The sequence below is a fragment of the Mycobacterium sp. D16R24 genome (assembly GCF_002013385.1).
Classification (GTDB): Bacteria; Actinomycetota; Actinomycetes; order Mycobacteriales; family Mycobacteriaceae; genus Mycobacterium.
Window position 1 is genome coordinate 1 of the sequence record NZ_MAEV01000042.1, and the last position, 21,367, is coordinate 21,367.

The window sequence follows — 21,367 nt, forward strand, 5'->3', positions numbered from 1 at the left end:
GTCTGGCATGTCTAAGGCCAGTTTGTACCGGTGGTTTCCTAGTAAGACCGATCTGACACTCGCAGTCCTCGACCGTCGAGACGAAAACTTCTGGAGCACTTGGGATCGCATCGCCCGGCGATCATACAGACCCGGTCGAGGAACTCCTCGCGCAAGTCGCTTGGATTCAAGATCTAGCAACCAGTGCCAGTTACCGTGGATGCGCGTTCGTCAACACCGCTGCCGAGTTCGACAGCGATTCCTATCAGGAAATCCGACAACGCTGCTCAAGCCACGAAGAGGAACTTCGAAAGCGGCTGCGGACCTTGACGAGCCTAGCCCAAGGGGGCGAACGCACTGGCCGATCAACTCCACGTGGTCATAGTTGGCGCCTTTGTACTTGGCGGGCTCTACGACGAAGGTTCTCCAGCCGCGGCGCTTGAGTCTGTCGCCAGGTTGGCTATCGACCGAGCCCTCATCAGACATTGAATGTTCCGAGCTCGTCCACGTCGGGCCAGAAGGTGGGATGCCGCCAGGTGTATGCGTACGGCCAAACAGACTCCGGTTGGTGGGGCGGCGACGCGGGTGTCGCCGCCGCTCACCACTACCGTGAGTCTGACTGGAGGTGAGTCAGATTAGTCCGATCAGACGTCGATGAGCTCGTCGGCGTGCTCGGTATCGATGCTTGTGTTGAAGCCGGCGTGCGATCCAATGAGGATTGGTTGCTGTCCCACGTACTCCTGCACGACCGAGGCGTTCATTGAAGCCATGAGGGCGGCATCCTGCATTGCGAATGTGTACGGCTGCTGCGAGCTGGAGCCGTTGGTGTGCAGCGCCCACGCCGGTGCGGTCAGAACGAGATCTCCTGCGCCCCATCGGATCGTTTGGCCCTCGACCACCGTCTGCCAGTCGCCGGCGAAAGCGTAGTTGATCGCCGCCATGCTGTGCCGGTGCGAGCGCGCCATGCGGTACTTGCCCTCGACCCAGGTGGGGTCATAGCCGCCGGAGATGAACGCGGTCAGAGTGTTCGTGCTTCCATTGACTCGACCGGTTGACTCGTCCCACAGCAGGGCGATGATCGCTGAGCGATAGTCGGGGCCGGACTTGTCAAGACCGTCGAGGTAGGCCTTGACCTCGTCCCATTTCCAGCACTTGGGATGATGCCGAATCACCTCGGGATCCATCAGGCCTGCATAGGTCTTGAGAGCGCCGCCTCCAGACGGCATCGGGTAGGCGTAGTCGGCGAGAGATTCCCGAACGTGCTCTACCCCGTCCGCGGCCGCTCGGTAGCCGTCGTTGACGTAGTGTGCTGCCAAATACTCCAGCAAGGGTTCGTCGCTAAACACCAGTCTCACGAAAGGCTCACTGCCGCTGGCCTCGTATTGACGGGCAGTGAGATTGGGTACGGTCCAGGTGTCGTGTTTCGACACGTCGAATCGAACTCCATCGACCTCTGCGATCCCCGCGCCGCCGATGCACAGCTCGACACACGAGCTGCTTCGCGTGACGTGCGGCGTGCGCTCGCCGGGGAGGACGACTTCGATCGCCGCGCGGATCGTTGGTGTGAGACCCCGGAACTTTGAGCTCGGGTGAACAACCAGCGAACGTCGGACACCGTCGCTAGGGGTAGGAAGCCCCGCGAGACGGGCGATCTCGGCTTCGATCTGCTCCCGTGGCACCTTCAGTGCTGGCCAGACGGCCGTCGTCGCCTCCGCAACGCCCGTCTGGTCGAGAAATTTCGCGTGCACCTCGGACATATCGCCTCGGTCCTTCCGTTCGTATGACAGTTGATCGCTACCGACACGAGTGTGTCGCAGATCTCACTCTAGAACCCGACAGGCGGGATTCGCAACCCGGTGCGCGGGATGAACTCCTGCAGAAATCTAAGCCAGCCCGTCTGGTGGATTGTGCATCCCGTTGAGCGGACTGTCTGTATTGTGATCGGCATCACGCCACCGAATGGAGGGAGCACATCATCAGTACTCAGAGCGTCGGCACGGCTGATCGCGTGGCCCAGCAACTCGCGGAGGGGCGAGTCGTCGTCGTCACGGATGCCCACGCAGCCGCCGACTGTCCCCAAGCAGTTCTCGTGTGTTCGGCGAGCTACGTCACCGCGGTCACTGCCGCCTTCCTTGTCCGCTATTCCTCGGGGTATCTCGAGGTGGCACTGCCGAACACGGAGTGCGTCCGTCTGGGTCTGAGTTCAATGTCTGGTGTTGCCGTCGCGGCGCAGAACGGGACTGGATACACCGTGACGGTTGATGCTGCTTCGGGCATCGGCACCGGCATCTCCGCCGGGGATCGCGCCACGACGATGAGGCGTTTGGCGGATCCAGCGTCGACCGCGGCGTCGTTCACGCGCCCGGGTCACGTCCAGCCGCGCGTCACGGGAGCTGGTGGATCTCGTTCGCGCCCCGACTATGCACACGCTGCGGTGGACCTTGCTGGAATCGCCCAGCTGTCGCCAGTATGTGGGATAGGGCACCTTGTCAGCGCCGACAACCCGCATGAGCTCGCCGATGCTGCGGAAGCTCAACGGTTCGCGAGCCACCACGGGCTCAGCGTCGTCGATGTCCGCGACGTCGCCGAATGCATGGCGGAACGCACGCAAATCAGTGTTGGGCCGGCGTTCTCCCTAACTACGCGACATGGCGACTTCAACGCCGTCACATACAGCTTGCTCGGGCAACCCGACGAGTACACGGTGCTGTCATTCGGAGCGGGGCCCTCTGCAGGGGGCTGCCCGTACATCCATCATGCATGCCTTGGGCAACTACTGCTGGCAGAGCGCTGCGACTGCGCGGACCGGCTCGATCGGGCCATGGCGGCCATCGTCGAGGTCGGGCACGGCACCGTCGTGCTGGTACGCCATCTGCTGGCGCCAAACAGCTGTGTTGCTCCGCGGACGGCTGGTGCCGACGACGCTGTGCGGGAAGCAATCTCGACGGCTCGCCGACTCCTCTCCCAGCTGCCCCTTATCGATCCTGACTATCCCACCCATGACCTCGAGCCCCGCACTGCGATGATCGCCTAACCGAAGGTACTGAATTGAAAGCCCTGAACACGAACCCGGACGAACTGAGTCTCACCTACTTCTTCCCCACGGGTCAGACGGACCACATCTGGTCGGACGAAGCTGCGCGTACGACACCGACGCTATCGAAGCAGGTGTTTCTCGACATGGCACGGAGCGCGGAAGAGACCGGCTTCGATGCGCTATTCATCGCTGATAGTTGGTCAGGACATCAGCGTGCCGCCGAACGCGCAGGGCATCAGTCGCCGAAGTTCCATGCGCCGCTGCTCGCTATGGGCTTGTTTGCGGTGACTGATCACATCGGAGTGATCACGACGCTGCACACCACACACCATAAGCCCGCGCACGCCGCGCGAATGGGCGCCACACTCGACGCCTTTAGTGGCGGCCGCTGGGGTTGGAACGTCGTGACAGGGTTCGGCGACCCTGAGGCGCGCTTGTTCGGTGATGAGAACCTGGTTGAGCATGACCGCCGCTACGCCATGGCGGGCGAGTTCGTCGAGGTTGTCAAGCGTCTCTGGGCGGACGAGGAAGCTGTGGACTTCGAGGGCGACTATTACCGCGTTGACGGCCGAATCAAGGCGCCCCGCCCGCTCCAGCGTCCACACCCACTCCTCGTGAGCGCTGGCGGGTCACCGGCTGGTATGGCCTTTGCCGCTCGACATTGCGACCAACTCGTCGTTGCCGGCAACAGCCTAGACAAGGTGCGAGAGACCGGACATCGCGTCGAATCCGTACTTGAGAGCGTCGGGCGTGCAGCTCCGCTAGGTACGACTCCGTTCGCCATAGTCATTGTTCGCGAGGAAGAGGGCGAGGCTGAGGAGACCTACGAACGGCTCACGAGGTCGCTCAACGAGGACGCAACGATGGAGTTGGCCGCCGATATCCTGGGCGGAATCGACTCTGTTCGCGCGCTGTTCGAGGAACAAGGGTCTGAGGCAGCTGCGCGGGCGTGGGGCAGTGGTCAGGGGATACTCAAGATTTTCGGCACCAGCGAGCAGGTGGCAAGGCAACTGATCGCTCTCAAACAGCACACCGCCACATCGAACGTGCTCGTCAACTTCCCGTTGTGGAATCCAGCCGAGGTTCGGGCCTTCGCGCCCGTGCTCGATCACTTGCGAGAAGAAGGGATCTGGAGCCCGCCCAGCGAGCGGAACTACTCCTGGTGATCGAGCGGGTGGACGGCATCGTGCGCGGAAACTCGGGGGCGCGGTCGTTGACGGGTCCGGAATGATCGGCCTCTCGCGCACGGTTCTCACGCGGTAAGAGCAGTCGCGGACTCGTCCAAAAGGCTGCGCCGCCGCCGGTTATTCGCTTCGAAGGGCCGATGAGGCGGCAAGTACCCACGTGAGCTCAATGATCGTCTCAGTCTCGTCGAGTGAGCACTCGGTGAGTTCCTCGAACCGGCTCAGCCGGTATCGGAGGGTGTTCCTGTGGACGGGGATGCTGGCCGCTGCTCGCGCAGCGTTCCGGTCGTGATTGAGCCAGGCCTGAAGCGCCTCGATGATGAGCTCTCCGAACGCGCCATGCTCGCGCAAGGGAACTAGATATCGACGGTCGAGGAACGCGTTGAGGGCGTATTGCGCCGGCACCGCGACCCGCCAGCTGACCGATTCGAGGCTGTGTACGCCAGCCGTTGAGCCGACGGCGGCGAGGATGTCCCGCGCGATGACGTACGAGCTGTTGAGGGAACTGAGTGGTCGTGGCGGACCAACCGCGACAGGCATTCGTGACGATCCGGGTGGCGACGTGGTGAATCCGATGAGGCCGCCCGCGCCGGGAACTAGCATCGTTACCGATTCGCTGGCACCGGCGTTCGCCGTGCAGTCGTCAATCAGCCGAGTCGCGATGCCCTCTAACGCGTATTGCGGGACGGCAGCGACACAGATTACGTGCACGAGTGCGTCGTGATCGATGTGGAATTCGGCGCATCCAAGCCAAATATCGTGCACGGGAAGGCTGCCCGCGAGGAGGCCAGTCACCCACCGCCTACGACGTTGTTGTTCGAGCTTCGGCTGTCCGAGTGTTACATAGCGGCGGTACGTTTCGGTCGCCTGGTTGGAGAACGAGTCACTCAATCCCCACAGCAGTTGTGAGAGCTCGAGTACCGTGCCGACCGCAACGCCATGCGCGGGGGCACGATCGGCGATCCAGTGCTGGATCCCCGTGATGACGGAGCGGAATCCAGCCATGACATCGTGAAAGTCCGCACCTTGCAGTAGCTTCTCGAGAGTCGCGTGATCGGCCCCGACAATCTCGCCGCTTGGCGGTTCGCTGCCCCGGATCAAGACCGGGGCAGCGAACCGCAGGATCCGTTCGACACAGGCGGTGATCGACTCGTCGGACACCGACCGGTACGCAGGCACCTCGGCACGCAGGCGGTGGGCGCTCCCGCGGAGGAACGACTCACTTGAAACGAGGTCGTCGAGCAAAGCGACCACTCCACGGAATGACGTTTCCGCAGCCACCGCGGTAGCGCCTGGTTGCTCCTTACAGAGGATCCTTGTCATCATCGGACCGTTGGAGGACGGCCACGCGACGAGTCTGGCGTCGAGAAAATCGTCGGTCGAGGCTCGCTATCCGTTGTCTTCAAGACGCGATCGCTGAGGTCGTTCATGTCGCTGCGCTCGTACATCTCGCCAAGTCCCCGAAGTACTCCGAGCCGCAGGCCGAAGTGCCCGGCCGAACCCAAGATGCAGATCATGGCGGTTGCTCCCTTCGTGAGCCGGGAACAAGTAGTTGCGGCTCAGACATAGCGCTTCGGTCGACGAGACTTCGCGAAACTCACAAGGATGGTTCTCCATGCTGCGGCTCTTGCTGCTCGTCTAGAGCGACCTTCCGATGAGCTCCTTCATGATCTCGCTGGTTCCGCCATAGATCGTCTGGACCCGAGCGTCGGCGTACATCCTGGCGATCGGATACTCGAGGATGTAGCCGTAGCCGCCGAACAGTTGGAGGCACCGATCGATGACCTCCTTCTGCTTCTCGGTCGCCCACAGCTTCGCCATCGAGGCGGTTGCGGGATCCAGTCGGCCCGCGATCTGCTCGCCGATGCAATGGTCGATGAGTGTCTTGCCGGCCAGGACGTCGGCCTTGCATTCGGAGAGGACGAATCTGGTGTTCTGGAATTGCATCAGTGGCTTGCCGAAAGCCTTGCGCTCTTTGGCATACGCGATAGTCCGGGCGACCGCGGTCTCGGCTGCTGCGATCGCGCCGACTGCAATGATGAGTCGCTCCCGCTGCAACTGGTTCATTAGCTGATAGAAGCCCTGGCCCTCGACGCCTCCTAGGAGGTTGGCCGCGGGGACGCGCATATCGGTGAATGCCAGTTCTCTGGTGTCCTGTCCGTGCTGTCCTATCTTATCTAGGATTCGGCCGCGTTCAAAGCCGTCCAGGTCCTTGGTCTCGGCGACGAAAAGGGAAATTCCCTTTGCCCCCTGACTGGGATCGGTCTTGGCGACAATGATGAGAAGGTCGCAGTGGGTGGCGTTCGAGATGAAGGTCTTCGATCCGTTGATCAGGTAGTCGTCGCCCTGTCGGACGGCGGTCGTGCGAACAGCCTGCAGGTCAGACCCTGTCCCCGGTTCGGTCATCGCAATGGCGAGAACCGCCTCGCCCGTGGCGCATCTGGGCAGCCACCGCTTCCTCTGCTCTGCGGTGGCGTACGAATTGATGTAGTGCGCCACGATGGTCGAGTGCACGGCGAAGCCCATTGCACTGTCGCCGGCGCCGACCAGCTCCTGCTGGACGACGGACTCATGCCCGAAGTTGCCACCGGCACCGCCGAATTCCTCGGGCACATCGAGGCAGAGCAGACCCGCCGCGCCGGCCTTGTTCCAGACGTCACGGTCGACCTGGTGCTGCTGGGCCCAGCGCTCTTCGTGCGGAGTCACTTCTTTGGCGACGAACGCGGCGGCATGCACCCGAAGGGCTGCCTGGTCATCGGACTCCCAAGGGGCGCGATAGTTGGGGAACAGTTCGGACATCGTTTCTATACCTCCCAGATTCGATCGACAACGAGGTCATCCCCGACGCGAACCTTTGCGTGTGCTGTGAGCTTTCCGCCCACAAACTCAGAATGCACGCTTCCTTCGATGGTCCGGCCATTCGCCAACCGCACCGTCGCCGCGTGATCGAAGGTCAGTCGCGCCATACTCGGCGCGAGATTATTGACCTCGGCAAAATCACGCGTTGACGACTCATAGACATGGGCTTCGTCGAATGTTCTCACCGCGACGTCGGCGCCGGAGAGCATCTCAACCCCGTCGAGGATCAGGTCGCGCCCGATCTTCCACACCGGCGCGGCACTGATGATGCCGTCCGGCAGGGCGGTCGGGGGCGGCGGAAGTGTTGTCGGCACCCCGGCGCCGGGGTCGATTGTCAGCAAGTGCTGGCGGAGTCCCTGAACCTCCAGAACGGAGCTGGAGCCATCCGCTTGCACGGCCGGCAGGACGTGGGGAAAGTCGCTGCTGGAAACGACGATGCGAATCCGGTGCCCGGCGGGCACCTGGTACGCGGTCGGCGCCAACGTGACGCGCCACTGACCGGCGCCGCCGGTAATGGGGGCGATGCCCGTCGTGATCAGATGCGAACTACCGTCCGGGGCCACGTCGGCAACGCGCACGACGATACGATCGCTGGTCGTCCCCTCCCCTGTCACGACGTCGGCGGTCGGCGCTCCGATGATGACTGTGTCCTCGGTGAGCTCCTCGCCATCGATGGCCACGGCCCGCCGGTCGTCCTCCTGCTCATCCAAGGGCAGCCCGTAACCGAACGTGGGGATGTACCACGTCCCCGACTGTGTGCCCGCGACGGCGTCGCTCACCGACACCGCCGGCCAGTGTGGCGGCGCGGAGGCGCCATCGTCGGGAGCGGGGATCAATTCGCTCGAGGTGGCCGCGTCAAAGACGACACTTCGACTTTCTGCCGGGGGCCACGCCGTGTACTCGCGCCAGGATTGCGCGCTTCCCTGCACAAACACGGTCGCACCGTCGGCGTCGAACTCCGGTTCCGCTTTGTCGCGGAGCCAACGGTCCCACCAACGGAGCATCAGCTCGCGATGCTCCGCAGGCGCAATCGGAGAGGCGCTGGGCTCGACGTGCATCCACGGCCCCGCCACGAGATGCTTCCGTGTCGGGATCGCTTCGTAGGCGCGCACGCTGCCGGAGCAGAAGAGGTCGCGCCAGCCCGAGAAGCACAGCGCCGGGACGTCCACGAGAGTGGCGTCGATGGCGCGCTCCCCCCAGACCGGATCGTCGGGACCGTGCTGCCAGAAGTCGATGATGTTCGGCGTCTCGTCCAGTCGAGCTCGCCAACTCTCCATCTCGATACTGGTCGGGTTGGTGCGCACGGGTGGCAGAACCTGATCGAGCAGGGTTTTCGTTCCCCATAGACCGGTGGCCATCACACCGCCGCGTACCCCGCTCGGGTTGGCCAGGCCATCGGATCCGTCCGCGGTGAAGAAGATCGGCACTATCGCCTTCAACCCGCGCGGGCGCAGGGCGGCCGTGCGCAGCGTCATGATTCCGCCATAAGACATCCCCCACATGCCGATCGATCCATCGCACCACGGCTGGTCGGCGATCCATTCGATCGCCGCGGCGGCGTCGCGCCCCTCTTGGGGATCCAGCGGGGGCAGCATCGTTCCCGACGATCCGCCGAGGCCCCGAGGATCAATGAAGACCGAGGCGTAGCCGCGCTCGGCGAACCACGTCATCGCGTCCGCATGCGTGACGTGACCGGCCGTATCGCGCCGATAGGGCATCACGGTGACGAGCACCGGAGTCGGTGCGTCACCACTCGGTTTGATCAGGTCGGCCACGACAACACAATCATTGCCTACCGGAATCTGCACGTCGCGGATTAGCTGAGTCGTCATGTTAGATCACTTTCCGTGGAATTCGGGGGTCCGCTTTTCTTCGAAGGCCCGCTGGCCTTCGTGGCAGTCGTCCGAGCGCAGCGCGACGGCGAAGTTGCGCCGCTCGTACTCCAGGCCGTGGGCGAGCGGTGACTCCATCGACACGCGTGCCGCATCCTTCGCGAGTGCGACGGCGAGCGGAGAGTTCGCCGCGATGCGGCCGGCGAGCGCCAGCGCGGCAGTCAGCGCTTCGCCGGCGGGTGCTACCGCGGCCACCAGACCGGCGGCTTCGGCGGCCGCTGCATCCAGCGGATCGCCGCTGAGCAGCATGGCCATCGCTTTGGCCTTGCCAACGGCCCGGATTAGGCGTTGCGTGCCGCCCGCACCCGGGATCACTCCGAGCTTCACCTCCGGCACGGCGAACCGAGCGCCCGCTCCGGCGATGACCGTGTCGCAGGCCAGCGCTAGCTCGCAACCACCGCCGAAGGCTACGCCTTCGACTGCGGCGATCACCGGCTTGCGACACGCGTTAAGCACCTCCCAGGTCGGCCCGCCGCCAGCGTCGAACGACCCCAGGATCGATTCGGCGCGCAATGCGTCGAATGCGTTGATGTCAGCGCCCGCGCAGAACGCCTTCGACGATCCGGTGATGATCACTGCACGCACGGCATCGTCGTCCTTGCACGTTGCCAGGTGCGCGCCGAGCGCATCGAAAACTTCTCGGTTGAGCGCGTTGTAGGCCTTCGGGCGATTCAGGCTCAGCACGGCGACCGCGCCGACGTGCTCGCGGATCACCACTGGCTCTCCGGTAGACGCTGACGTCATTCGGTGACCCCTGTGTACACGTCGGCGTGGTCGACCCGCATGACCTTCTTGTCGAGTTTGCCGACGCTGGTGCGCGGCAGAGCGTCGACGCGAATCACGACGTCGGGCAGCTGCCACTTCGCGAACCGCCCGGCGAGCAGCTCGTGGATCTCCGCGAGGGGCACATCTTCGCCGTCGATCGTGGCGAGCAGCACGACGGGGCGTTCCTGCCACTTCGGGTGCGCGACGCCGATGACGGCCGCCTCCCGCACCCGCGGGTGTGCCACGATCGCGTTCTCCATGTCGATCGACGAGATCCATTCGCCGCCGCTCTTGACCACGTCCTTGAGCCGGTCGACGACCTTAACGTAGCCGTTCGGATGGATGGTCGCGACGTCGCCGCTCCGCCAGAAGCCGTCGATGAACCGCTCGCCGGGAACCTCGTCGAGGTCGTGGTAGCGCTCGGTGATCCACGGGCCGCGGATGAGCAGCTCGCCCTCGGCGACGCCGTCGTGCGGCAGTTCCTCGCCCGAGGGGCCGATGACCTTCAGGTCCACGCCGACGCAGGGGAGTCCCTGGCAGCGCTTGAGGTCCCAGCGCTCATCATCGGTGAGATCCGTGAGGGTCGGCTTGATGCCGCGGTTGACGGCCACGAACGGCGTCGTCTCCGTTGCTCCGTAGGCGTGGATGATGTCGGCGCCGGTGAGCTCGAAGAATCCGCGCATCATGGTCAATGGCGGCTCCGTCGCCCCACAGAGGAGCCGAGCACGGCTGAGGTCGGGCATCGCGTCGAGGGTCTTGATGTAGTCGAGCATGGGACCAAAGATCGCGGGTGCGCCGTTCGCCACGGTCACCTGCTCGGCGATCATCGCGTCGACGAGAACTGCCGTGTCCTCGGCGGTGTACCGGCCGGGGAGGACGACCTTCGCCTGCGCGTACACCGCCGACTGGGGCAGTCCCCAGCTCTGGCCGTGGAACATCGGCGTGATCAGCATGACCGAGTCCGCGGCGTTCATCCCCATGGCGGCCACCTGCGCCATGGTGTGCAGGTAGATGCCCCGGTGCGAGTAGTACACACCCTTCGGCCGGCCGGTGGTTCCCGTGGTGTAACAAGCGCTGTACGTGGACGTCTCGTCGATCACTGGCCAGTCGATCTCGTCGGAGGCCTCAGCCATGAGATCCTCGAAGAAGACCGCGTTCGGCAGGCCGGGATCCACCTCGGACGAGGGCCGGTCGGTCATCACGACCCAGGTCGTGATGCCGGGTGCGTGTGGAGCGAGTTCGCGGGCGACCGGGAGCAGGGACTCGTCGACCAGCACGACGGAGGCGCCGCTGTGGGTGGCGACGTAGCCGAGGTCCGCCGGCGAGAGGCGCAGGTTCATCTGCAGCATCGCCGCCGCCGTGCCGGGGATGGCCCAGTACAATTCGAAGTGGCGCTTGCTGTTCCAGTCCAGGATGCCGACCACGTCGGCCGGGCCCACGCCGAGTCCGCCGAGCACGTTCGCGGCCCGGCGGATACGACGGTACGCGTCGGCGTAGGTGTAGCGGTCCCAGCCGCCGTCGGGCGTGCGGTAGACGATCTCCTGTTCCGGGTAGGTCCTGGCGGCGTGCCGGATGAGGGTGGTCGTGTTGAGCTGGGTGCTGTCGCCGTGCGTGGACGGCAGCCCCTTGACAATGTCGGTCATGGTGGATGCCCTTCTAGCCGATGCGTTCGATGATGGTGGCGTTCGCGGTTCCGGTGGCCTCGCACACCGTCTGAAGTCCGAAGCGGTCTCCGCGGCGCTCGAGCTCGCAGAGGAGATCGGTCAGCATCCGCGCGCCGGTGGACCCGAGCGGGTGTCCGATGGCGACGGATCCGCCGTTGACGTTGAGCTTGTCGTCGGGGACGTCGAACTCGCGCTGGAACATCAGTGGTACCCCGGCGAAGGCCTCGTTGACCTCGAACAGGTCGATGTCGCTCGCCTCCAGTCCGGATCGGCGCAGCGCTGTGTGGCTGGCCCGCAGGATCGCGGTGAACTGGACGATCGGATCGTCCGCCGCGACGGCGAGCGCGCGGAATCGGGCGCGGGGCCGCAGGCCGTGTTCCTCGGCGAACTCGCGGCTCGCGATCAGGAGAGCGGCGGCGCCGTCGCTGAGCTGCGATGAATTCCCCGCAGTCGTCATCCCGTCCTCGGCGAAGACGGTGCGCAGCGCGGCCACCTTGGCGGGGTCCTGCTCCGCGCGGATCCCTTCGTCGCGGTCGACGAGCGGCGACGTGTCGTCGGCCGGATCTGCGTGGATCGGGACCAGCTGCTCTCGGAATCGGCCTGCGGCGGTGGCTGTGGCCGCCCGCTCGTGGCTGCGGATCCCGAACTCGTCGAGTTCGGCGCGGGTGAATCCGAACTGCTTGTTCATCAGTTCGGACGAGAGGCCCTGTGCCATGAGACCGCCGTCGTACCGCGCCAGCTCACGCGGACTGTACTGCGGTCCGAGGGGCGCGCCCGGGGTCATCGACGGTGGCATGGGGACCTGGGACATCGACTCGACGCCGCACGCGATGACCAGATCGTGCGTGCCGGCCATCACGGCCTGCGCCGCGAAGCTGACGGCCTGCTGGCCCGAGCCGCACTGCCGGTCGACTGTCACCGCCGGAACCGTCTCGGGGAGGCCTGCGGCGAGGACCGCGTGCCGTCCGAGGTTCCCCGTCTGCTGTTCGAATTGGAGCACGCATCCCGCGATGACGTCCTCGATTAAGGCCGGGTCGATCGCCGCTCGCTGGACCAGTTCGGCGATGGTGGCTCCGAGCAGGTCGACGGGGTGCCAACCGCTGAGGATGCCGTTGCGTCGACCGACGGGCGTGCGTACCGCGCCGACGATCACTGCTTCGTTGTTCGCTGCCATGGAAGTTACCTGCTCCTTTGTGCGGTGCGCGCGCCGCGCACCTCCGTGATGGGTACATCGATCCGAGCTGCCAGCTCGAGCCACTCGTCGACGCTGCGCCGCTCGAACGCCGCCGCGATACCGGCGTGGTCCTCGGCGCCGAGCGCGGTCACGAGCCTGGCGCGGAAGTGCGGCTCGATCGCAGCGACGGCCACGTGACCGTCGGCCGCGCGGTACACGCCGTACGCGGGGTCCGCACCGCCCAGGGGTGCCCCGTCGCCGAGCAGCCCGTGCCGTACGGCCGCGCCCGCATCGGCGGCCGCGTCATCGAGGACGACGCGACGGACAGCGCCCGCCCCGGTCCGGTCGCGCTCGCGAAGCGCGAGCAGCACCTCTGCGACAGCGCGTTCGGCGCCCAGCAGATCCACGACCGGCACCGTCGGCATGACGCCGGGAACCACCATGCCGTACGCCGCCTGATAGGTCAGGTCGTGCCCGGCTTCGTCGGCGCGCTCTCCGTCGTACCCGACGATCTCGACGTGGGAGAGCGCGGGACGCGCGGCGACCGCCGCATCGATCCCGAGCTTGTGAAGCGCAGACGGTCGCATCGCGGTGATCAGTACGTCAGCCGCGTCCAGTTCCGTTTCGAACACCGCACGGCCAGCATCGGTCTTGAGGTCGACTGTAAGGACCGTCTGTCCCTGTGCCAGGGCGTCGTACCAGGAGGGCGTGACAGTCCGCAGCGTATCGCCCGCCGGCCCCTCGATCTTATGAACTTGAGCACCAAGCGCGCACAGCCGCGCTGCTGCAACCGGACCGGGGACATTGACCGCGAGGGTCACTACACGAATACCGGACAGTTCTTGTGTCATGAATCACTCCTCTTGCTATACGCTCGTATAGTAGCTAGTACATATGTATGGGTCAAGCACGGTTTGTATACTCGCGGTCCAAGGAGGCTTGTGATGGGTGAACCCTTCGTTACAGGCGGCGACCTCACGGCTCGGGCGAGGATCCGGAACGCTGCGCTTGACCTCTACGCGGCATCTGGTGAGGACAAAGTGTCGATGCGCGCCGTCGCCGCAGAAGCGGGTGTCGCCGTCGGCCTCGTTCAGCATCACTTCAAGACGAAGGAGGGGCTGCGCCAGGCGGTTGACCAGCTCATCGTTGACTACCACGCGTTGGCGATCGCTGATGCTGCCCCCGACGGTGGATCGGCTGCACAGGTCGCTGCCGCCCGTGATCTCGCCGTCAGCCGGATGTTGCAGTCACATCCATCTGTGGTCAACTACATGCGGCGCGTATTACTCGATCCGTCGGCACCACCGGATGGGCTGTTAGCGCGGCTGACCGACCTGAGTAGACAGCAGGTGATCGCCCTGCGTGACGCGGGAGTGGCCTCCACAGGCCAGCCCGTCGCGGAACAGACCGTCAAACTCATGGTCCGCCAACTGGGGCGAATCTTCCTGCAGCCCATGGTCGACGCGATGTGGACACAACTTGCGGATGCAGAACACCTATCCGCGGACCAACCGGCATTGACAGTTGAGGCTGCTGTCCATCTAGGTTCGTGACCTGGGCGAGCCTGGCCTCGCCCGACTGCTCGTCGAACCTGCTTCCCCGGAATCGCTCGATGGTCCCGGGGCATTGAACTCGTACCTCACTGGTGAGGTGCGCCGCACTCGCATTTTCGGCGAGTGCTCCACTACAGAAGGGAATCAGCCATGGACGTCTCCGGCTCCTCCGTCATCGTCACCGGTGGCGCATCCGGCCTCGGCGCCGCCACCGCGAAGCGCTTCGCCGATGCCGGCGCCACCGTCTTCGGCCTCGACCTGCAGCCGTCGATCGACAAGGCCGCCCCGGTCGAGAACGTGCACCTCGTCGCGACCGACGTGACCAAGGAGGACGAGGTCCTCGCCGCGATCGCCGAGGCCGTCAAGGCGGGCCCGCTGCGCGTGGCCGTCAACTGCGCCGGCGTCGGCTGGGCGGGCCGCATCCTGTCGAAGAACGGCCCGCACGCGCTGGACCTGTTCCAGACGGTCATCAACATCAACCTGGTCGGCACGTTCAACGTGATGCGCCTGGCGGCCGACCAGATGAGCAAGCAGGAGGCCGTCGACGAGCAGGGCTCCCGCGGCCTCATCGTCAACACCGCGTCGGTCGCGGCGTTCGAGGGTCAGATCGGCCAGATCGCCTACACCGCGTCCAAGGGCGGCGTGCACGCCATGACCATCACCGCCGCGCGCGACCTGGCGCAGTTCGGCATCCGCGTGAACACCATCGCCCCCGGCACCATCAACACCCCGATGCTGGCCGGCGTGACCCCGGAGTTCAAGAAGACCCTCGAGGCGGGCATCCCGTTCCCGTCGCGCCTGGGCGAGCCGAGCGAGTACGCGCAGCTGGCCTACTTCCTCGCCGAGCACGACTACATCAACGGCGAGACGATCCGCATGGATGGCGCGCTGCGGATGGCGCCGCGCTAGATCTGCAGTTCCTCCGCCGGCGTCGCCCCGACCGCGTCCGACAGGACGAGGAGCGGGGCGACGTCACCGTCATGTCCATCAGTACCGCTTGTACCTAGATTCCGATCTTGAGCGCTCGCATACGGGCGTAAAGCGTCGTGCGGCTGATCCCGAGATCCTTCGCTGCGCGTGCCTTGTTGCCGTCGTGGACCTTAAGCGCTTCGATGATCGCGATCCGCTCCGCTCGTTCGCGTCCTGCCAGGTTCCGAGTTCGAGTAGTTGTCCGGTAGGCCTGGGGGAGATCTCGCACGGTTACGTCGCCGCTGTTTCGTCGTTTCAGTACGTCAACCATCACTGCGCGCAGTTCGTGCAAATTTCCGGGCCAAGCTCTCGTTGCGAGTGCTTCGATCACGCTCGGGAGCAGGCGGATGTCGGCCTGCGGCTCGATGTCCTTTACCAAATGCATTGCCAGCGATTCGATTTCGCCCGTGCGATCCTGCAGGTCGATGAGCTCTCGTTGCTCGACGACCATCGATGCGAGTGCCAGGTGTGGCCCCTGCAGGTCTCGCACAGGACATGAGGTCAGGACGATCGCGTGGCCCGCAGAGACCACGTCGACGACTAGCGGAATCAGTGAGCAGGGGAGAAGGTCGATGTTCTCCAGACCCACAGTCGCGTCGCTTGCGAGGATCTCCTGCAGGCGGCTGGCCCAGGCGCGTTCACCGAACGTCACCGCGTCCGCTGAATCGAGGAAGAGCGCACCCGGCCGCAGTCTGCGAGCTTCCGTGGTGCGGCCTGTTCCTGCGGTGCCATGGATCAGTACAGGCCCCATCTGAATGGCCGCGCTATCCGTGGCGTGGGCTTGTGAGGTCACCGACTGGGGTGGCGTCTCGGTGCGATTGAACCGGAAGAGTGTGCCGTCTGTAGTGCCGTCGATTCGGGTGAGGTGAACATCCACCTCGAGGCCGGAGCTCAGGCGCACTCTGGTGTGCCGGTCCGAGCTACAGTCGAGCTCTGCGGCAAGCAATCTCATCGATGCGTAGTCGCCGGGCGAAAGCAGATCGACCGCAGCCTTGTTCGTCAGAACGACATCGTCACCGAATGCGGCCAGGGCCCGATTGCGAAGAGTGGACTCGGCTTGAAAAGCTCGCATCAACAGTCGCTCTGAGGTGCCGGCCAGATCGACGAGGCGTAGTTGGATGTCCTCGACGGCTCGCACGAGAAAAGGGGCCAGGAGCGGGTTGGCATCGCCTGTCGTGCAGCTGATATCGAGGACGCCCTCTATGCGGCGGGATACCGGGCTGATGATCGGGTGTCCGTAGCACGAGTAGGGCTTGAATGGTTCGATGTAGTGTTCCTCGCCGTTGATCGCGATTCCGCGGCGGATCTCGAGCGTTGTGCCTATAGCGTTCGTGCCGATCACCTCCTCGGCGCCAGTCGCGCCCGGGCGGATACCCAGATCGTCGAGGACGGCCTCAAGTCTGCGATCGGCAAACCAGCGATACACGATGCGTCCCTGACGGTCGGCCAAAATTAGGTTGTATCGGGTGTCAATCAGTCTTTCTGCAAGCTGGTCGAGCACAGGAACCGCGGCCCGGAGCAGCCGGCTGGTGGGGTCAATGTCGATGTCCGGGTTGGCGAGTCGAGGGCCCGCGGTTGCGACGCCACTGAGTATCGAACGGTGCCAGGACATAGCGATCTCCGGGCGTTCCGGTGAGGAGACGCTCATCACACAAGCATAGGCGTGTCTTCGAGTTCGGAAGGTCAATTCGCGAATCGGGCCGCGAAACTGGATGATGCGGGGGCGCCGCTCTGGCCCACGACCGGCGGCAGCGCAGGACGTGGGCCAGAGGAATCGATCGAACAGCAGGTGCGCTCAGCCCAGGAGTGCTGGCGGCGGCAAAACGAGGCCGAAGCCTCGCTTCGTCCAGTCGTTGTCCTTGGCCTGGTGGACTGTCTTCACCTGTGTGTACTCAGCGAGGGCGTTCGGGCCGACCTCGCGTCCGATGCCACTCTGCTTGTATCCGCCAAACGGGTTTAGCGGGAAGCCCGCGTGCCAGTCGTTGACCCACACGGTGCCGGCCTCAAGCTGGTTCGCCACGTCCAACGCGCGTTCGGGCGAACCCCAGACGCCGGCGGCGAGGCCGTAGTCCGAATCGTTGGCGATTTCGATGGCTTCCTCGACGGTGTTGTAGGGAATTACCACGAGGACGGGACCGAAGACCTCTTCGCGGGCGATCCGCATTCGATTGTTGACGCCAGTGAGGATGGTGGGAGCGACCCAGGCGCCGTTGGCGAAATCGGGGCCGCCCGGCACGGTGCCTTGATACGCGAGGTTTGCGCCTTCCCGCAGTCCGATTTCGATGTAGTCGGTGACCCGCTTCAATTGGTCCAGTGAGGCGACGGGCCCCATATCGCTGGCCGGATCGTTCGGATCGCCGATCCGGATGTCTTTTGCGCGGGACACGAGTCGCTCAACGATCTCGTCGTGACGTTCGGCCGGCACGAGAAGCCTGGTGCCAGATTCGCAGACCTGGCCTGCGAACATCAGGAAGGCGTAGAGCGAACCGTCGATCGCCATGTCCAGGTTTGCGTCGTCGAGAATCACGTTCGGCCCCTTACCGCCAAGCTCAAGCGTGACTCGTTTCAGGTTGTCCGAGGCGGCCTTGTGGACCAACTTCCCGACGGCTGTCGAGCCCGTGAACGCGATCTTCCGTACATCAGGATGGCTACTCAGATGGGCTCCGACTGTCTCGCCCGGCCCTGTGATGACGTTGAGGACCCCGGGCGGAAGGCCGGCGTCTTCAGCGGATTTCGCCAGTTCGAGCAGAGTGAGGGGGGTGTTCTCATCGCACTTCAGGACAAACGTATTGCCTGCCGCGAGTGCGGGGCCAACCTTCCACCCCGCGAGAACCAGCGGAAAGTTGAACGGCACAATTCCTGCGCAGACCCCGATCGGTTCTCGCCGAAGGACGGCACGCACGTCTTCGGTCTCGGGAACGAGTGGATTGGGCTCTTCAGGCTGGAATGCTCGGGCCAGGTTTGCGAAGAACCGGAGGTTGGCTGTGCCGAGTCCAATGTGGAATGCGTTCGCGATACGGACGGTCACCCCGTTCTCTCCGGTGGCGAGCCTCGCCAGTTCAGACGCCTTCGCCTCCATGCTGTCCGCCATACGGTCGAGAACATCGCCACGTTGCTCAGGAGTCATCCGGCGCCACGTGCCCTCCTCATGGGCCGCCTTGGCGGCAGCGACCGCGGCGTCGGCGTGTCGGACCTCGCCAAACGCCACCGTCGCGGTGACATTTCCCGTTGCAGGGGAGCGGACTTCGTACTGTTCGGACGCTTCGATCCATTGCCCGTTGATGAACATGTCGTAGTGCGGCGTGTTGCTCACAAAAACCTCCAAGCGGTCGGAAGACGATCAGGAGTCACGGTAAGAGCGCATCGACCGTGCGATGTGTTCAGTTTCTGAACACTTTCAGAGCTTCGGCTGCTCCTAACGTCAGGCCGACCGAACTCAGGACCGGCAAGGCCGGTTCCGTGTCGAGCCAAAGGAGTAACTATGGAAACCTATGAATACATCGTCGCTGGAGCAGGTTCAGGCGGTTGCGCCGTGGCGGCGCGGCTGGTCGAAGGCGGTGCCAGTGTCCTGCTACTTGAGGCTGGCCCGGCCAATGACACCCCCGAGGTTCAGATCCCGGCAGCGTTCGCCCAGCTGTTCCACAGCGATCGTGACTGGGACTACCGCACCGAGCCGGAACCTACGCTCGACGGACGAACCATCTACCAGCCGCGAGCGAAGACCATGGGCGGCTGCAGCTCGATGAACTGCATGGTGCACCTTCGTGGTTGCAGCGAGGACTACGACAATTGGGCGCAGTACGGCGTCGAGGGGTGGGCGTGGTCCGATGTCGAGCCCTTCTTCGACAAGTCACCTCTCGGATGGCGCGAGTTGCCCTCTCCCGATCCTCTGAGCGAGGCGTTCGTCGAATCGGCAGTCGCGGCGGGCATCCAAGAGAACCCGACGCATTTCGGGCCCAATCTCGACGGCGTGAGCCTCTCCAAGACCACGACGCGTGACGGGCACCGCTACGACGCCGCAACCGCATATCTCGGCCCCCTGAGCAACAACTCGCTGCTCCAGATCGTCACGGGGGCGCTCATTGACAAGGTCATCGTCGAGGACGGAGTCGCCACAGGCGTGCGCTACCTGATCGATGGACAGCCCGTCGAGAGTCGCGCATCGCGCGAAGTCATCGTGAGCGCAGGTGTGTTCGGCACACCCGAGATCCTGCAACGATCCGGTATCGGTCCCGCAGACCACCTGAGCGCTCTCGGGATCACTCCTGTCGCGGACCTTCCGGCGGTAGGTGCAAATCTCATGGATCACCCTATGACGCTGATGAATTGGGAGATCGAAGGCGATCAAGTCGGCCTGTTCGATGCAGACGATCCGTCCTACGTGGCGATGTGGGCCGAGGAGGGGAAGGGGAAACTCACAAGTAACGTGGCCGAGGCCACGGCACACGTACGAACAGAACCAGGCCTTCCGGCACCTGACTTCCAGATCGTGTTCGTGCCGTCCTACTTCCGTGAGCATGGCGCCCAAGTCCACGACAAGCCGGCATTCACTCTGGGGCAGTCCTATTGGACTCCGACCAGCGTCGGAACCGTACTGATCGCGTCGGCTGACCCCCAACGGCGCGCACAAGTGCACCTCAACCTTCTGTCGGATCGGGCTGAGATTGCCGCAATGATCAGGGCAATCCGGCTCAGTAGAGAAATCGTCAGTAGCGGACCCCTTGCCAGCCATGCCGGCGTCGAGCTTTCCCCTGGTCTGCAGATCGACTCCGATGACGACCTCGAGGCGTGGATCCGTGCCAACGTCGAGCACACGTACCATCCTTCGTGCACGGTACGGATGGGTACCGACGGTGCGCTCGACTCACAGCTGCGGGTACGCGGCGTGGCCGGTCTGCGAGTTGCCGATGCGTCGGTGTTTCCGGTCATTCCGCGTGCGAACACCAACATGCCCGCAGTGGTGGTTGGCGAGCGCTGCGCCGACTTCATCATCCGGTCGAAGAAGGCCGCGGAGTCGGTTGCTGCAGCCCGATAGTCACGCTCCGGCGGTAGGTCGGAAGTCCTGGATTCGGCCGTTGCGAACGAAGCAGTGATCCGTCGCACGTAAGAACCTCGTGGTGCAGTCGTCAGAAACGCGACGAGCACCACGAGGTTCTTGCTTTGTGGCAGTCCTCGCGTGACCGTCGTGCCCACCAGCGATTGTCTGGAGCTCGCGCGTGGGCGACTGTCATGCCCGTAACATTCTCTTGAGCGGACCTTCAGGATTGGAGCGCCACGGAGATCGCGCGCCGCGAGTGACCACCGCCGGCGAATGCGCTCATCCCGGTGTTCGCCCTGGTCTATCGTTGGGGGATGGGCCTCGATGAATTCGACTGGCTTCTCGATCGGCCGTCCGACGAACAGAACCAAACCGTCTCGCCATACCGACGCGTCTTCTGACCGTGGCGGATGATGAGTTCTTCGACGGCGTAACCCGCTACCGGCGTGGGTCGAAGCGTGGATGGCGCAATGCCGCGCAACGCATCGTGCCCAGCGAGGCGAAGTACAGCCGAGTGGCGAGAGGTGGACCTTATGGGCCGCGCATTTCGGGGACAATCAGAATCACGACGACTAGCACCGGCCTACGCACCGAAGTCACGCTCTTGTCGGTGTCCCGAATTCGAGCGGAAACCTTCGTCGATCGGTCCGCTACGGAGGTGTTTGAGCGCCTATCCTGACGGCACACGCCACACGGAACCAGGAAGGATGCAGCGCGTGCATCGACGCAACAGCCTGTCTGCCTCATCCGAAGCGTGTTACACCGTGGGCACAGAGGCGCTCGCGGTCACCGTCGCAGAGCTTGAAAGCTCCTGGACAACCGAGCTCATCGCGACGACAGCCTTTCGATGCACGGAATGCGGGACCAAGGTGCACCCGACGGCACTCGGCTCGACCAAGCTTTCGCCGTCGTTTCGTGCGGGCAAGGATCCCGGACACAGCGGCGACTGCTCGAGACGGCCACGTGAGGTCGACGCAGTTGACGATCACGGCGGACCCGGGACGGCCGTCGTACCGACCGAGCTCGTCCTACTTGGTCATGTCGACGATGAACACAGCCAAGGCCAACGGCCCGCGGGCACCGTCGTTTCGCAGCGGCCGGGTCCCGGTGGCCGGCGGCGCCAGGCAGGCAGCGGAGGGACGGACCCCGACGGGCGCCGGCGGGCTCACACGCTCGAACGTATCGTTAACCACTGGCTGGCGTTAGGCAGCAAGGAGGTCCGTGCAAGGCACCCGCTCTCCATTCCCGGCGTT

General features: G+C 64.4%; 16 protein-coding genes. 6 read left to right on the forward strand and 10 right to left on the reverse strand.

The window, feature by feature from the left end:
- Positions 1 to 623 precede the first annotated feature (623 nt).
- The gene (locus tag B4383_RS24870) at positions 624 to 1,736 is read right to left on the reverse strand and encodes a hypothetical protein (protein WP_006368944.1); all 1,113 of its coding nucleotides are present in this window, start codon (positions 1,734 to 1,736) and stop codon (positions 624 to 626) included.
- A gap of 251 nt (positions 1,737 to 1,987) precedes the next feature.
- On the opposite strand from B4383_RS24870, the gene B4383_RS24875 reads away from it, so the two are divergent.
- Both B4383_RS24875 and B4383_RS24880 read left to right on the forward strand, forming a co-directional pair.
- Entirely contained in the window at positions 1,988 to 3,013 is a 1,026-nt protein-coding gene (locus tag B4383_RS24875; protein ID WP_050955240.1) for a 3,4-dihydroxy-2-butanone-4-phosphate synthase, read from the forward strand.
- 14 nt (positions 3,014 to 3,027) lie between these two features.
- Positions 3,028 to 4,182 carry an LLM class flavin-dependent oxidoreductase gene (locus B4383_RS24880; protein WP_006368941.1) on the forward strand — a complete coding sequence of 385 codons (1,155 nt, stop codon included), beginning with the start codon at positions 3,028 to 3,030 and terminating at the stop codon, positions 4,180 to 4,182.
- Positions 4,183 to 4,320: 138 nt separating this feature from the next.
- On the opposite strand, the gene B4383_RS24885 is transcribed toward B4383_RS24880, so the two are convergent.
- The 7 genes from B4383_RS24885 to B4383_RS24915 form a co-directional block, all read right to left on the reverse strand.
- The gene (locus B4383_RS24885) at positions 4,321 to 5,481 is read right to left on the reverse strand and encodes a helix-turn-helix domain-containing protein (RefSeq protein WP_158645186.1); all 1,161 of its coding nucleotides are present in this window, start codon (positions 5,479 to 5,481) and stop codon (positions 4,321 to 4,323) included.
- Between the two features lie 357 nt (positions 5,482 to 5,838).
- Entirely contained in the window at positions 5,839 to 6,999 is a 1,161-nt protein-coding gene (locus B4383_RS24890; RefSeq protein ID WP_006368939.1) for an acyl-CoA dehydrogenase family protein, read from the reverse strand.
- A 5-nt stretch (positions 7,000 to 7,004) separates the two neighbouring features.
- Positions 7,005 to 8,891 (reverse strand): CocE/NonD family hydrolase, encoded by a 1,887-nt coding sequence (locus tag B4383_RS24895; RefSeq protein WP_006368938.1) that lies wholly within the window; start codon positions 8,889 to 8,891, stop codon positions 7,005 to 7,007.
- 6 nt (positions 8,892 to 8,897) lie between these two features.
- Positions 8,898 to 9,695: an enoyl-CoA hydratase-related protein gene (locus tag B4383_RS24900; protein ID WP_035727432.1), complete on the reverse strand. Its 798-nt coding sequence runs from the start codon at positions 9,693 to 9,695 to the stop codon at positions 8,898 to 8,900.
- Complete coding sequence (locus B4383_RS24905; RefSeq protein ID WP_006368936.1) at positions 9,692 to 11,359, reverse strand: long-chain-fatty-acid--CoA ligase; 1,668 nt, start codon at positions 11,357 to 11,359, stop codon at positions 9,692 to 9,694. Before B4383_RS24905 ends, B4383_RS24900 begins: the two co-directional genes overlap by 4 nt.
- Positions 11,360 to 11,372: 13 nt before the next feature.
- Positions 11,373 to 12,554, reverse strand: a complete 1,182-nt coding sequence (locus B4383_RS24910; protein WP_006368935.1) for a thiolase family protein — start codon at positions 12,552 to 12,554, stop codon at positions 11,373 to 11,375.
- A gap of 5 nt (positions 12,555 to 12,559) precedes the next feature.
- A complete protein-coding gene (locus B4383_RS24915) occupies positions 12,560 to 13,405 on the reverse strand; it encodes a CoA transferase (RefSeq protein WP_006368934.1) in 846 nt (281 codons plus the stop codon).
- A 93-nt stretch (positions 13,406 to 13,498) separates the two neighbouring features.
- Here B4383_RS24915 and B4383_RS24920 point away from each other — a divergent pair, with 93 nt between their 5' ends.
- A complete protein-coding gene (locus tag B4383_RS24920) occupies positions 13,499 to 14,107 on the forward strand; it encodes a TetR family transcriptional regulator (protein WP_006368933.1) in 609 nt (202 codons plus the stop codon).
- A gap of 150 nt (positions 14,108 to 14,257) precedes the next feature.
- Positions 14,258 to 15,016: an SDR family NAD(P)-dependent oxidoreductase gene (locus tag B4383_RS24925; RefSeq protein WP_006368932.1), complete on the forward strand. Its 759-nt coding sequence runs from the start codon at positions 14,258 to 14,260 to the stop codon at positions 15,014 to 15,016.
- Between the two features lie 94 nt (positions 15,017 to 15,110).
- Here B4383_RS24925 and B4383_RS24930 read toward each other — a convergent pair whose 3' ends face one another.
- Together B4383_RS24930 and B4383_RS24935 are read right to left on the reverse strand one after the other, a co-directional pair.
- Positions 15,111 to 16,724 (reverse strand): helix-turn-helix domain-containing protein, encoded by a 1,614-nt coding sequence (locus B4383_RS24930; protein WP_035727429.1) that lies wholly within the window; start codon positions 16,722 to 16,724, stop codon positions 15,111 to 15,113.
- Positions 16,725 to 16,871: 147 nt separating this feature from the next.
- Complete coding sequence (locus tag B4383_RS24935) at positions 16,872 to 18,389, reverse strand: aldehyde dehydrogenase family protein (protein WP_006368930.1); 1,518 nt, start codon at positions 18,387 to 18,389, stop codon at positions 16,872 to 16,874.
- A gap of 168 nt (positions 18,390 to 18,557) precedes the next feature.
- Between B4383_RS24935 and B4383_RS24940 the strand changes: the two genes are divergently transcribed.
- Both B4383_RS24940 and B4383_RS26940 read left to right on the forward strand, forming a co-directional pair.
- A complete protein-coding gene (locus B4383_RS24940; RefSeq protein ID WP_006368929.1) occupies positions 18,558 to 20,111 on the forward strand; it encodes a GMC family oxidoreductase N-terminal domain-containing protein in 1,554 nt (517 codons plus the stop codon).
- Positions 20,112 to 20,830: 719 nt separating this feature from the next.
- Positions 20,831 to 21,367, forward strand: a 537-nt coding sequence (locus B4383_RS26940; protein WP_217697797.1) for a hypothetical protein, incomplete at its 3' end; no start/stop codon positions are given.

Bases quoted from the DNA above. Each gene is read 5' to 3' on its own strand.
- B4383_RS24870 (WP_006368944.1), bottom strand. From the start codon at position 1,736: ATGTCCGAGGTGCACGCGAAATTTCTCGACCAGACGGGCGTTGCGGAG.
- B4383_RS24890 (WP_006368939.1), bottom strand. From the start codon at position 6,999: ATGTCCGAACTGTTCCCCAACTATCGCGCCCCTTGGGAGTCCGATGAC.
- B4383_RS24895 (WP_006368938.1), bottom strand. From the start codon at position 8,891: ATGACGACTCAGCTAATCCGCGACGTGCAGATTCCGGTAGGCAATGAT.
- B4383_RS24900 (WP_035727432.1), bottom strand. From the start codon at position 9,695: ATGACGTCAGCGTCTACCGGAGAGCCAGTGGTGATCCGCGAGCACGTC.
- B4383_RS24905 (WP_006368936.1), bottom strand. From the start codon at position 11,359: ATGACCGACATTGTCAAGGGGCTGCCGTCCACGCACGGCGACAGCACC.
- B4383_RS24910 (WP_006368935.1), bottom strand. From the start codon at position 12,554: ATGGCAGCGAACAACGAAGCAGTGATCGTCGGCGCGGTACGCACGCCC.
- B4383_RS24915 (WP_006368934.1), bottom strand. From the start codon at position 13,405: ATGACACAAGAACTGTCCGGTATTCGTGTAGTGACCCTCGCGGTCAAT.
- B4383_RS24920 (WP_006368933.1), top strand. From the start codon at position 13,499: ATGGGTGAACCCTTCGTTACAGGCGGCGACCTCACGGCTCGGGCGAGG.
- B4383_RS24925 (WP_006368932.1), top strand. From the start codon at position 14,258: ATGGACGTCTCCGGCTCCTCCGTCATCGTCACCGGTGGCGCATCCGGC.
- B4383_RS24930 (WP_035727429.1), bottom strand. From the start codon at position 16,724: ATGAGCGTCTCCTCACCGGAACGCCCGGAGATCGCTATGTCCTGGCAC.
- B4383_RS24940 (WP_006368929.1), top strand. From the start codon at position 18,558: ATGGAAACCTATGAATACATCGTCGCTGGAGCAGGTTCAGGCGGTTGC.